We start from the raw sequence: 12,041 nt of genomic DNA, 5'->3' as shown, positions 1-12,041 counted from the left end.
CGTGGCAGACTTCTGACGCTTCGTCAGATGACGCTGTCCGGGAGGGGTCTTGGAACGCACACGCACACCCGTGGTGCAGGGGTGGTTCACGGAGGCGGACGCGGAGGGCGGCTTCCGCCTGCTCGGCACCCGGTGCTCCGCCTGCACGGCGGTGTTCTTCCCGCGCGAGGACGCCCACTGCCGCAATCCGCACTGCCCCGGCGGGGGTGAACTCGCCGAGGTCCCGCTGTCCCCGCGCGGCCGGGTCTGGTCCTACACCGACGGCCGCTACCGGCCGCCGGCACCGTACGTGTCCGATCCGGCCGTGCCCTGGGATCCGTACACCCTCGTCGCGGTGGAGCTGGAGGCCGAGGGGATGGTCGTGCTCGGGCAAGGGGCTCCCGGGGTGACGGTGGCGGACCTCGCGGTCGGCATGGAGGTCGAGGTGGTCGGCGGCGTCCTGCACGAGGACGCCACGACCACCTGGCTGACCTGGCAGTTCAAGCCGGTGGGAGGGGTCGCGTGAGCGGGGACCGGGCGGGCGGGGCCGAGGTGCGGGGCGAGGTGGCCGTCCTGGGCGCCGGCATGCATCCGTGGGGCAAGTGGGGGCGCGGCTTCGTGGAGTACGGGCGGGCCGCCGCCCGGGCCGCGCTCGCCGACGCCGGGCTGGAGTGGACCGACGTCGATTCCGTCGTCGGGGCCGACACCGTACGCTCCGGGTATCCGGGCTACGTCGCCGGGGCCACGTTCGCGCGGGCGCTCGGCTGGCAGGGCGCCCGGGTGACCAGCGTGTACGCGGCCTGCGCCTCGGGGGCGCAGGCCATCGGGGCGGCGCGCGCGCAGATCCTGGCGGGGCTGGCGGACGTGGTGCTGGTGGTGGGCGCCGACGCGGCCCCGAAGGGCTTCTTCGCCCCGGCGGGCGGCGAGCGGCCCGACGACCCGGACTGGCTGCGGTTCCGGATCCTGGGGGCCGTGAACCCGGCGTACTTCGCGCTGTACGCCCGCCGCCGCATGGCCCTGTACGGGGACTCCGGTGAGGACTTCGCGCAGGTCAAGGTGAAGAACGCGGCCGCGGGGGCGCTGAACCCGAACGCCCGCTACCGCAAGGCGGTGACCGCCGAGGAGGTGGCGGCCTCGGCGGTGGTGGCCGATCCGCTGCGGCTGCTGGACATCTGCGCCACCTCCGACGGGGGCGCGGCCCTGGTGCTGAGCAGCATGGAGTTCGCGCGGGCGCGGGGGGCGGCGGACCCGGTGCGGATCCGGGCGGTGTCGACGGTGACGCCCACGTATCCGCGTACCGTGCTGGACCTGCCGGACATCGCGACCGACTCGGCGGTGGCGGTGGCGCCCGCCGCCGGCTCCTTCCGGTCCTCGATCGCGCGCGCCGCCTACGAGGAGGCGGGGCTGGGGCCGGGCGACCTGTCGCTGGCCGAGGTGTACGACCTGTCGACCGCGCTCGAACTGGACTGGTACGAGGACATCGGGCTCTGCGGCGAGGGGGAGGCGGTCAAGCTCCTGCGGGAGGGGGCGACCGCGCTCGGCGGGCGGGTGCCGGTCAACCCCAGCGGGGGGCTGTCCTCGTTCGGGGAGGCGGTGCCGGCGCAGGCCATCGCCCAGGTGTGCGAGCTGACGTGGCAGCTGCGGGGTACGGCCGGGGCGCGCCAGGTGCCGGGGGCGCGGGCCGGGATCACCGCGAACCAGGGGCTGTTCGGCCACGGTTCGGCCGTCGTGGCGGTGCGCTGAGGGCCCGGCACGGGAGCGCCGGGAGGGGGCGGGGGCCGTGAACAGGAGCTGTTGCCGGGGTGCTTGACGGCCCCCGGCGACGGGTTCACACTCTGTCCACGGTCCCGCGCCGCGAGCGGGTCCCCCTGATCCCCCCATGAGAGCTGCGGCCCGTACCCCAGTCGGCGGGGGTACGGGCCGCCTCCATGAGCCGGCTCTCCCCGGACGCGTACGGACGGCGCTCGGGCTCCGCTGCTCAGGCCCCGGCGCTCATCGCGCGGCGGGCCCGGGCCAGGGACATGGCGTGCTCGACGACGCCCACCAGGACGTCCTTGACCGACTCCCGGTCCCTGGCGTCGCAGAGCAGGACCGGCACCTCCGGATCGAGGTCGAGCGCCTCGCGGACGGTGACCACGGGATGGCGTTCGGCGCCGTCGAAGCAGTTGACCGCGACGACGAAGGGAATCCCCCGCCGCTCGAAGTAGTCGATGGCGGCGAAGCAGTCGGCGAGGCGGCGGGTGTCGGCCAGCACCACCGAGCCGAGGGAACCCTGCGCCAGCTCGTCCCACAGGAACCAGAAGCGGTCCTGGCCGGGCGTGCCGAACAGGTAGAGCACCAGGTCCTCGCGCAGGGTGATGCGGCCGAAGTCCATGGCCACGGTGGTGGTGCTCTTGCCCTCCACCCCGTCGGTGTCGTCGACGGCGGCGCCCGGTTCCGACAGGCGTTCCTCCGTCCGCAGCGGACGGATCTCGCTCACCGCACTGACCAGGGTGGTCTTGCCCACCCCGAAACCGCCCGCGACCAGGATCTTCAGGGTCAGCGGCTCGACCGGCGACACGGCATGCATCGCGCCGGTGCGGCTAGAGCGCCCGAAGGCCATCGATCACCTCACGCAGAATGGATTCATCGGGCAGTTCGGCCGGAGGTACCGGCCGGGTCACGTGGACCAGTTCGTCCTGGACGAGGTCCCCGATCAGGACCCGCACCACGCCGATGGCGAGGTCCAGGTCCGCGGCGAGTTCCGCGACCGACTGGGGGCGTTCCCGGCACAGCCCGAGGATGTGGGCGTGCTCCGGGGACAGGGTCAGGTCCCAGACCGGATCGTCGGCCGCCGCTTCCGCGACGACGAGGGCGATCAGGTCCAGGCGGTGCTGCCCGGCGTGGCTGGTCCGGCCACGCGTCATGGCGTAGGGGCGTACGACGGGACCCGCGTCGTCGTCGAACCAGTGCGGGTGGCCGGTGTCGGGCGGGGTTCCCCGGGGGTCGGCGGGTCGGTCCTGGCCTGGGTCGCTCATGCCGTCCGACTCACCCTCCGGCTGGCAGCCCGGTGCGCGGGGCGGTCGCCAGGTGGTCGCCGACGCGCTTGACCATCAGCGTCATCTCGTACGCGACCTGGCCGACGTCGGATTCGGCGTCGGACAGGACGGCCAGGCAGCTGCCGTCGCCCGCCGCCATCACGAACAGGAAGGCCTCGTCCAGCTCCACCACGGTCTGGCGGACCCGGCCGGACTCGAAGTGCCGGCCCACGCCCTTGGCCAGGCTGTGGAAGCCGGAGGCCACGGCGGCCAGGTGCTCGCTGTCCTCGCGGGTGAGGTCCTTGGAACTTCCGGTGGGCAGGCCGTCTCCGGAGAGGACGACCGCCTTGCGGATGCTGCCGACCTTGTCGACGAGTTCGTCGAGGAGCCAGTTGAGCGGGCCGGAGCCGCGGCCCCGGGTGTCGTTTCCGGTCTGCGGTGCGGTCATCGACCGTCCCCTTCGTTCTCGTGCGCGGGACCGCTGGCGGCGGGGGTGCCGGCCTCGGCCTCGGACTGCTGCTGTGCGTACTGGTCACGGCCCGCCGTCCAGCCGCGCTGGAGGGCGGACATGCGCGCGCGCACGGCCTCCGCGTCGCGGTCGGTCACCGGATCGGAGTCGGTCCCGGCCCCGGCGGCGGCCGGGGCGTTCTTGAGCTGGGGCGCGAGGTTCGCCTGGCGCACCCGGCGGGGCAGCCCGCCGGGGCCGGACGCGGGCGCCGCCGGGGACGTACGGGGCTGCGCGCCCCCGTCGGTCTCCGCGGACCGCGGGCCGGCCGTGGCCGGGGGCCGGGACCCCGCGGTCGCCGGGCGGGGCTCGACGCGGCGGCCGTGTTCCGCGACCAGGGTCGGGGTGGGGTGGCGCCGGGGCAGCGGGACGGCCGCGCCCGTACGGGGGGCGTCCGGGTGCACCGGGTCCTGGTGGGGGCGCTCCAGGCGGACCGGGCCCGTGGGGGGCAGCGGCTCCCGTTCGCGGCCGGTGGCGCGGGTACGGGTGCGGCCGGACTCGGGGTCGGTGTCCCGGCTCCGCTCCCGGTGGCGGTCCGGGCCGCGGTCGCCGATCCGCTCACCGATCCGGTCGCCCTTCCAGGCGCCGCGCTCGGGGTGCCGGTCGCTGTGGGGGCGGTCCGCGGCGCGCAGCCCCAGCAGGGCGGTGCGCGAGATGCCGCCGGGCGGGGTCTCGTCGTCGAGGGAGGCCATGGGCGGGCGGCCGCCGACTCCGGTGAGGCCGGGGATGCCCGGGGTGAGGTCGTCGAGGCCGTCCGGTCCGTCGAGGCCGAGCGCCCCGACGGGCGCCTCCAGCTCGACGGGTCCGTTCAGCACGCCGGCGGCCAGCGGGCGGGGCGGCGAGGACGCGCGGTCGACGGCGGCGTGCACCGGGCGGCCGGACGGCTTGGGGACGGGGGCGGCCTTGACCCCCTTGGCGCCCTGGCCGCCGATGAGGCCCGGGGTCGCCCTGGCGCCCTTGATGCCGCCCAGGCGGATGCCGGTGCCGTTGGTGTCGGGGGCCTCGGTGAGGAGCTCGGCGGGCAGGAACACCACCGCGGTGGTGCCTCCGTAGGGGCTGGTCTGGAGGACCACCTTGACGCCGTGGCGGCGCGCGAGGCGGCTGACGACGAAGAGGCCGAGGCGGTCGGTGTCGGAGAGCTCGAACTCGGGGGTCTCCGCGAGCCGCAGGTTCGCGTCCAGGAGCGCCTCGGGGTTCATGCCGAGGCCGCGGTCGTGGATCTCCAGGGTGAAACCGTTCGCCACGCGTTCGCCGTGGACCTGGACCGCCGTGTGCGGGGGCGAGAACACCGTGGCGTTCTCCAGGAGTTCGGCGATCAGGTGGGTGACGTCCGCGACGGCGGGGCCCTCGATGCCCAGGCGCGCCAGCCGGCGGACCTCGATGCGTTCGTAGTCCTCGACCTCGGCGACCGCGGCCCGTACGACGTCCATCAGCTGGACGGGCTTGCGCCACTGGCGGGAGGGGGCGGCGCCGGAGAGGATCACCAGGCCCTCGGCGTGGCGGCGCATGCGGGTGGTCATGTGGTCGAGGCGGAAGAGGTCGGCGAGTTCCTCGGCGTCCTCGGTGCGCCGTTCCATGGTGTCGAGGAGGGTCAGCTGGCGGTGCAGGAGCACCTGGTTGCGGCGCGCGAGGTTCACGAACACCTCGGAGACGCCGCGGCGCAGCTCTGCCTGCTTGACGGCCGCCTCGACGGCGGCGCGCTGGAGGCTGTTGAGGGCCAGGCCGACCTGGCCGACCTCGTCCTTCTCGAATTCGAGGCGGGGCGCCTCGGTCTCCACGTCGACGGTCTCGCCCGCGGCGAGGCGGCGCATCACGCTGGGCAGCCGGACGCCGGAGGCCTCGTGGGCGTCCTTGCGCAGCTGCGAGAGGTCGCGGATGAGGTCGCGGCCGATGCGGACGGACAGGACGACGGAGAACGCGAGGGCGATGAAGCCGAGGACGCCCGCGACGGCGGCCTGGACGAGCACTCCCATCGCGACCGGCTTGACGCGCTTCTGGTAGCGGTCGCCCGCGGCGGTGCCCATGGCGGCGAGGTCGTCGAGGACCTTGCCCGCGGCCTCGTCCCACTGGGCGGCGGTGACGGCACGGGGGTTCTTGCCGGGGCCGGCGGCGATGAACCGTTCCTCCGCGTCACGCAGGGCCTTGGTCTCCGGGCCCTTCCAGTACCGCTCGAAGAGCACGCGGTCCTCGGCCGGGAGGATCGCGAGGTTGAACTCGTACAGCAGGCCGCGGTTGGCGGCGAGGTCGGAGACGTGCCGCACGTCGGGCGCGCTGACGTTGCGGGCGGCGAGGGTCGCGGCGATGACCGCGTCCTCGCGCGCGAGGGTCTCGCGGGCGCGGGTGATGCCGACGAGGGCGCGGCCCTGCTTGTCCATCTCCACGTTCTCCAGGGCGTGGAGGTTCATCAGGAACTCGTAGCAGGGGTCGACCAGCCGGCTGTAGAGCTCCAGGGCCTGGCCGGGGGCGAGGGAGCTGCGGTCGACGGAGCTGCGCAGCGCGGCGATGCCGTGGAGGGCGTCGAGGATGGAGCGCAGCCGGGCGCGGGCCTGCGGGCTGAGCTCGTCGGAGACCTTGGGATCGCCGGCGCGCACGGTGATCTCGCGGACCATGGCGTCGGTGGCGGTACGGCTCTTGGTGAGTTCGGCGGCCGCGGCGGCGGCGGTGGGGTCGCCGATCACGACCAGGGTCTGGCGGCGTTCCTTCTGGATGACGCGGACGACGTCCTCGATGGGGTAGCCGACCTTGTCGATGACGTACGCGACGTCGAGCAGCTGGATCGCCTCGCGGCCGGTGATGACCGTGGAGAAGCCCCACAGGGCGGTCAGGGAGACGAGCGGCACCAAGAGCAACGCCACGATCTTCCGGCGGATGGACTTCCCGCGAAAGCGCATGGCCTCCCCAGCCTCCCCCAGCTCAACCCCCGTGCCGGAGGTTGGTGTTCCGTCATTTAAACGGCGTGAGCCTACTACTGCCGGGCTGCGGCTTCGAAGGCGTGTCCGGACGTTTTCGGCCTGACCCCTGGGCGTAGATCACGAGTTGTCCGATACTTCCGGTCAAGTCCGGCCCGATATGTGGCAGATGACACTCGCTGGGGCCTCGGTCCCCGCAATCGGATGGATGGCTGGAATTCTTCCTTCCGCGATCATTGTCGGCGGAGCGGACGTCCGGGACGCCCGCGCGGTGCGGGAATCTCCGGGCGGCCCCGCACGTCTGACAGGACGAGGGCGCGAACGGGCACGGCGGGCATGGCCGGCCCCGGGGCGGGAAGTGAGCGGACCATGAGGATGTACGAAGAGGACGGCGCGGCGACGCGGATGCCGGGACGGGGCCTGTGGGTGGAGGAACCGGCCCGCCGGCGCCGCATGCCGGACCCGGTACGTGCGTCCGCGGTGCGGGCGCTGCTGATCGTGGCGGTGACCCTGACCGAGGCCACGATCACCTTCTTCCTCGCGGTGACGGGCTCCTGGCTGGCCTTTCCGATGGTGATCTGCGGGATAGCCGGGACGGTCGTGGCCACCTGGGCGGTGCTGGACGTGTGGATCACCCGGCAGATGTGGAACCAGCGCGGCGGCGTGGTGTCCCAGCCGAGCAGCGCGGCCCGCGAGGCCCGGGCGGCGCGCTCCCCCGGGCTCCCGGGCCGGGGCGTGGGCGACCCGCGCGGGGCGACCCCCCGGCCCCGGTAGCCCGCGGTCCCCGCAGGCCCCGCGGCTACCGGGGCCTGCGGGGACCGCGGGGCCGGCGGGCGGTCAGGAAGTGGCGGCCGAGCGGCGGAACATGCGGGTCGCCGTGATCTCTCCGTGGATGGTCTCCCCGTCCGGGGACTGCTGCGGCAGACCGGGCCGCAGGTGCTCCTCGACGCTGATGTACTTCAGGCCCGCCCGCAGGTCGGCATCGTTGCGCAGCCGGATGACCAGCGGGAACTCGGCGAGGGCCGTGGTGTCGAAGAGGCCCGTCGTGTAGAGCAGCTGGACCCCGAGCGCGTCGGAGACGGCCCGCTGGAGTTCCAGGAGGTAGGTCGCGTTCGCGCGCCCGATCGGGTTGTCCAGGAACAGCGTGCCCGCGTGGCGGTGCTTGTCGCGGCCGCGGTCGTTGCTGCGCAGCGCCGCCATGGTGCAGTACAGCGCGATGGCGGCGGTCAGCAGCTGGCCGCCGGAGAAGACGTCGCCCATCTGGCCGACCGGGACGCGCTCGGCGCGCAGCACGGCGTCCGGCTTGAGGATCTCCACGGCGATGCCCTTGGGTTCGAGGGCCGCCTGGACGCCGCGCAGCAGCAGGGACATGCCGTCGCGGCGGCCGCCCTCGCCGAAGGAGGCGCTGCTGTTCTTCTTGACGGCGGAGCGGGTGGCCTCGTCGATGACCTCGCCCAGCCGCTCGGTGAGCGTGGCCTGGTCGGGCTCCTCGAAGCGGATGCGCAGGAACTCCTGTCCCGACCACTCCCCCAGGCCCTCCGGCAGCTGGGAGAGCCGCTGCGCGGACCGCAGGGTGGCCAGGGCGGATTCGACGAGGCCGCGGAGCCGGTCGACGATGCTGTCGCGGTTGCGCTCCAGCTGGGCGAGCTCGTCGGTCAGGACGCGCAGCCGGGGCGCGAAGGCCGCGGCCCATGCGGCGGCGTGTTCGGGCAGTGCGGAGGCGGGCAGTTCGCGGATCTGCTGGCGGGCGGGGGTGCGCACCTGCTCGTAGCGGGTGGCGTTGGCGTGCCGGACCAGGACGTCGCTCGCCTCGCGCACCGCGGACTCGGCGGCCGAGAGGTCGGCCGCGCAGCCGCGCAGGGAGCGGCGGGCCTCGGTGGCGGACTGCCGGGCCTCCTCCAGGCTGCCCTGGTGCGCGACCGGCTCCTGCTCGTCCTCCGGGTGGCTGTGGTCGCGCAGCAGGTCCCGCAGGAGGGCCGCGGTCTCGTCGAAGCCCCCGGCGCCGTCCTCGGCCGCGCGGTGGGCGCGCAGCAGGTCGGCGTGGGCGGCGCGGGCGCTCTCGACGGCGGCGGAGTGCGCGGCGAGCTGGGCGGTGGCCGTGCGCAGCAGGCCCTGGGCCTGTTCCACGTCGGCCGGGACCAGCTCTTCGGGCAGTTCGGTGTGGGCCTCGCCGTCGGCCGGGGCGTGCCGTTCGGCCTCGCCGCGCAGCCGGCCGAGCTGCTCGCTCGCGGTGGACGCCCGGGATTCCAGCATCTGTACGAGGGCCTCGGCGCGGGCGGCGGCGGCCTGCCGGGAGGGGCCGTCGGCGCCGTCGGTGCCTTCGAGGAGCTGGGCGGCGCGGGTGCGGACCTTGTTGGTGAGGCGGTCGAGTTCGGCGAGGGCGGCGCTCTCGTCGCTCTCGGCGCGGGCCTGTTCGGCGCGCAGGTCGGCGCCGACGCCGACCTTCTCGTAGAGCCGGGAGGCGGCCCGGTAGGCCTCGCGCAGGTCGGGGAGCGGGGCGCGCGGGGCGTCCTCGTCGGGCAGCTGGTCGGGGGCGCCGGCGATCTCGGCGCGCTCGGCGCGCAGGGCGCGGGCGGTGCGGCGGGCGTCGTCGGCGGCGCGCTGGGCGGCCCGGCGGTCCTCGTCGGCGGCGCGGGCCCGGTCCAGGCAGGCCTCGGCGCGGGCCTCGGACTCGGCGGCCTCCTCGGCGAGTTCGCGGGCCTTCGTCTGCCAGCCGGAGCGCTCGCGCAGGCGGTGGGCGAGCCCGGAGAGGGCGTCGGCGGCGCGGCGGGCGCGCTGGGCGGTCTCCTGGCGCTCGTCGCGGACCCGGGCCGCGTCGGCGGCGGCCTCGTCGGCCTCGGCGCGTACGGTACGGGCCTCCGCGAGCTCGGCGTCGGCCTCCTCGGCGAAGGTCCGGGCGGCGGCGGCGTGTTCGGCGAGCTGGGCGAGGCGGCCGGGCGGGCAGCCGGTGCGCCAGGAGGCGAGCCGGGCGGCGAGCTCGCGGTCGCCGGAGAGACGGGCGGCGAGGTCGCGGATCTCCGTGTCGCGGGCCGTGGCGCGGGCGCGCAGCGCCTGGCGCTCCTCGTCGGCGGCGTGCTCGTCGTGCATGGCCGGGTTCGGCGGGACGAGAAAGACGCCGTCGGTGTCCCCGGCCGGCGGTACGGGCGCCAGCAGGGCCGCGGCGGTGCCGACGGCGACCGTGGAGCGGGGCAGCAGCGCGGCGGCGGAGAGGACCTCGCGGGCACGGCTGTGGGTGTCGGGGTCGGTGATCACGACGCCGTCGACGAGTTCGGGGCGGGCGGCGAGGACGGCGGCGTGGTCGGCCGGGTCCACGGACTGGGCGAGGTAGCGCCAGCCGGGCAGGGCCGGGATGCCGTGTTCGCCGAGGTACTCGACGGTGGCGAGGACATCGGGGCCGGGCGGCAGCAGGCCGCCGTCGCCGAGGGCGCCGAGGATGCGGGCGTCGTCGGCGGCGGCGGTGCGCAGCTCGAACAGCTGGCGTTCGGCGGAGCCGACGGTGTCGGCCAGCAGCCGGACCAGCTCGTCGGAGCCCCGGTCGAGGTCGGCCACGGTCAGGCCGCCGGGGGCCGCGGCGGACGCGGGGACCGCGGCGGCGGAGCCCTGGGCGCCCGGCTGCCCGGCGGCGCCACCGGCGTCCGCGGCCCTGGACGGGCCCGGCCCGGCCGCGCCCGCCGGGGCGGAGGCGGGCTGCACACCGGCGCGCGGGCGCGGCAGGAAGGTGTCGGGGGCCGACGGCAGGCCCAGGAGGTCCGCGAGGCGCGGGGACGCGGCCAGGGAGGCGGCGGCGCGTTCCTCGGCCGCGTGGGCGGCTTCGGCGGCGTCGGCGGCATCGGCGGCGCGGGCTGCGGTGAGCTCGGCGCGGGATTCGGCGGCGGTGGCCTCGCGGGCGGCGTCGGCGGCGGCGCGGGCGGCCTCGCGGGACTCCTCCCAGGCGGCGACGGCGGCCTTCTCGGCGTCGCTGGCGGCGAGCGCCGCGCGGGCCGGGTCGGCGTCGGGCGCGGTGTCGTCGAGCCAGCCGGCCTTCACGGCCTCGGCGGTCTCCTGCTCGACCTCGGCGAGGCGGGTGCGCAGGTGTTCGGCCTCGCTGCGGGCGCGCTGGGCGGTGGTGGCGGCGGAGGTGGCGTCGCGGTGGGCGGTCTCGCCGATCTCCTGGAGCCCGGCGGAGCGCTCCTCCTCCTCGTTGGCGGCCCGCTCGCCCTGTTCGGCGGCGGTGTGCAGGGCCCGTACCAGCTCGCCGGCGGCCGTGGCGCGCGCGGCCAGTGCCGGGGCCGCGTCCCGCTCGGCCTCCAGGATCGCGGCGGCGACCCGGGCGGAGCGGTCGGCGGCGGCGCGGTGGCGCAGCACGGTCTCGGCGGCCTGCCAGGCGGAGTGCAGGGTGCGGGCTTCGAGGAGCTCGCGGCGCTGGGCGGCGGCGGCCTTGTCGGCCACGGTCAGGGCCAGCGAGGCGTGCCGGTAGGCGAGTTCGGCGGAGACCGCGGCGCTGCGGGTGCGCTGCGCCTCGGCGGCGGTGACCTCGTGGGCGGCGCCGGTGACCCGCTGGGCGAGGTCGGCCGCGCGGCCGCGCTCCTCGGTGGCGCGGGCGGACAGCCGCCGGGCGAGGGTGCGCGTGCGGCGTTCGGCGCCGGCGTGGACGTCGCGCAGCCGGGAGCGGGTCTCGGCGGCCTCGACGATGCGGGTGAGGAGGTCCACCGAGCCCGCGGTGAAGTCGCGTTCGGCCATCAGCTCGGCGCGGCGGCCCAGCTTGTTGCCGAAGCCGTGGACCAGGTCGGCGAGGCCGTCGGTGTCGCGGGTGTCGGTGACGGCGCGCAGCAGCAGGTCGGTGAAGTCGGAGTCCTTCTTGACCGCGAACAGGCCCGCGGCCTCGCCCTCGTCGGCGTTCATCTCGCGCTGGTAGCGGAAGAGTTCGGGGTCGAGGCCGAGTTCGGTGAGGTGCTCGTTCCAGCGGTCGTGGATCTCCTCGAAGTACACCTCCAGGTGCGGGTACGCCTTCCCGGCCTCGGTGAGGGCGTCGCGGAAGCCCTTCATGGTGCGGCGTCGGCCCTGGGCGCCGGAGGCCCCCTCGACGGGCGGGCGCACGGCGGTGGCCTCGGCGACGGGGAGGTTGTCCAGGCTCAGGCCCGGACCGGGGCGGAAGGAGTACCAGGCCTCGGCGAACTTGCGGGGGTCGTTGGAGACCTGGCGGCCGCGCCATTCGCTGACCTTGCCGACGACCACGCACTCGCCGGTCTGGGTGTGCTGCCACTCCAGGGCGACGTGGCCGCAGTCGTCGGCGAGCAGGAACTTGCGCAGCACGCCGGAGCTGGCGCCGCCGAGGGTGTTGCGGTGGCCGGGGAGCATCACCGAGAAGATCAGCTTGAGCAGGACGGACTTGCCGCCGCCGTTCTCCAGGAAGAGCACGCCCGCGGGCGCGGGGCGCCGGGGCGGCCCGGTGGGCTCGTCCTCGAAGAACTCCGCCTGGGTGGGCGCCGGGTGGGGCACCGGCTCACCGACTCCCCGCAGGTCGAGCACGGTGTCGGCGTAGCGTGCGCCGGCGGGCCCGATGGAGTAGAGGCGGATCCGGGACAGCTCGTACATGGCGGCGGACTCTCGTGCTCTGTCGTGGGTCGTGTGCGTGGGGGGCGTACGGGATCG

General features: G+C 75.6%; 8 protein-coding genes. 3 read left to right on the top strand and 5 right to left on the bottom strand.

Annotated elements, in window-relative coordinates; translation table 11 throughout:
• Positions 1 to 49 precede the first annotated feature (49 nt).
• Positions 50 to 505 (top strand): Zn-ribbon domain-containing OB-fold protein, encoded by a 456-nt coding sequence (locus SLAV_RS30675; RefSeq protein WP_234333936.1) that lies wholly within the window; start codon positions 50 to 52, stop codon positions 503 to 505.
• Between the two features lie 26 nt (positions 506 to 531).
• The gene (locus tag SLAV_RS30670; protein ID WP_030240620.1) at positions 532 to 1,722 is read left to right on the top strand and encodes a lipid-transfer protein; all 1,191 of its coding nucleotides are present in this window, start codon (positions 532 to 534) and stop codon (positions 1,720 to 1,722) included.
• 235 nt (positions 1,723 to 1,957) lie between these two features.
• On the opposite strand, the gene SLAV_RS30665 is transcribed toward SLAV_RS30670, so the two are convergent.
• From SLAV_RS30665 to SLAV_RS30650, 4 genes are read right to left on the bottom strand one after another with little or no spacing between them, the layout of a single operon-like run.
• Positions 1,958 to 2,581, bottom strand: a complete 624-nt coding sequence (locus tag SLAV_RS30665) for a GTP-binding protein (RefSeq protein ID WP_030240623.1) — start codon at positions 2,579 to 2,581, stop codon at positions 1,958 to 1,960.
• Positions 2,562 to 2,996 (bottom strand): DUF742 domain-containing protein, encoded by a 435-nt coding sequence (locus SLAV_RS30660; RefSeq protein ID WP_030240631.1) that lies wholly within the window; start codon positions 2,994 to 2,996, stop codon positions 2,562 to 2,564. Before SLAV_RS30660 ends, SLAV_RS30665 begins: the two co-directional genes overlap by 20 nt.
• 10 nt (positions 2,997 to 3,006) lie before the next feature.
• On the bottom strand, positions 3,007 to 3,444 hold the full coding sequence (locus SLAV_RS30655) for a roadblock/LC7 domain-containing protein (RefSeq protein WP_030240640.1): 438 nt from the start codon (positions 3,442 to 3,444) through the stop codon (positions 3,007 to 3,009).
• Positions 3,441 to 6,392 carry a sensor histidine kinase gene (locus SLAV_RS30650; RefSeq protein ID WP_030240643.1) on the bottom strand — a complete coding sequence of 984 codons (2,952 nt, stop codon included), beginning with the start codon at positions 6,390 to 6,392 and terminating at the stop codon, positions 3,441 to 3,443. The genes SLAV_RS30655 and SLAV_RS30650 overlap by 4 nt, the downstream gene beginning before the upstream one ends.
• Before the next feature lie 387 nt (positions 6,393 to 6,779).
• On the opposite strand from SLAV_RS30650, the gene SLAV_RS30645 reads away from it, so the two are divergent.
• Positions 6,780 to 7,184, top strand: coding sequence for a hypothetical protein (locus SLAV_RS30645; RefSeq protein WP_335341819.1), 405 nt, complete (start codon positions 6,780 to 6,782; stop codon positions 7,182 to 7,184).
• Between the two features lie 63 nt (positions 7,185 to 7,247).
• Here the strand turns inward: SLAV_RS30645 and SLAV_RS30640 are convergent, their stop codons facing one another.
• Positions 7,248 to 11,984, bottom strand: coding sequence for a hypothetical protein (locus SLAV_RS30640; protein WP_030240646.1), 4,737 nt, complete (start codon positions 11,982 to 11,984; stop codon positions 7,248 to 7,250).
• Positions 11,985 to 12,041: the final 57 nt, after the last annotated feature.

The sequence above is a fragment of the Streptomyces lavendulae subsp. lavendulae genome, assembly GCF_002803845.1.
Taxonomy (GTDB): Bacteria; Actinomycetota; Actinomycetes; order Streptomycetales; family Streptomycetaceae; genus Streptomyces; species Streptomyces lavendulae.
The sequence above is the reverse complement of the archived record's forward strand: the minus strand, read 5'-3'. Positions and strand labels throughout refer to the sequence as shown.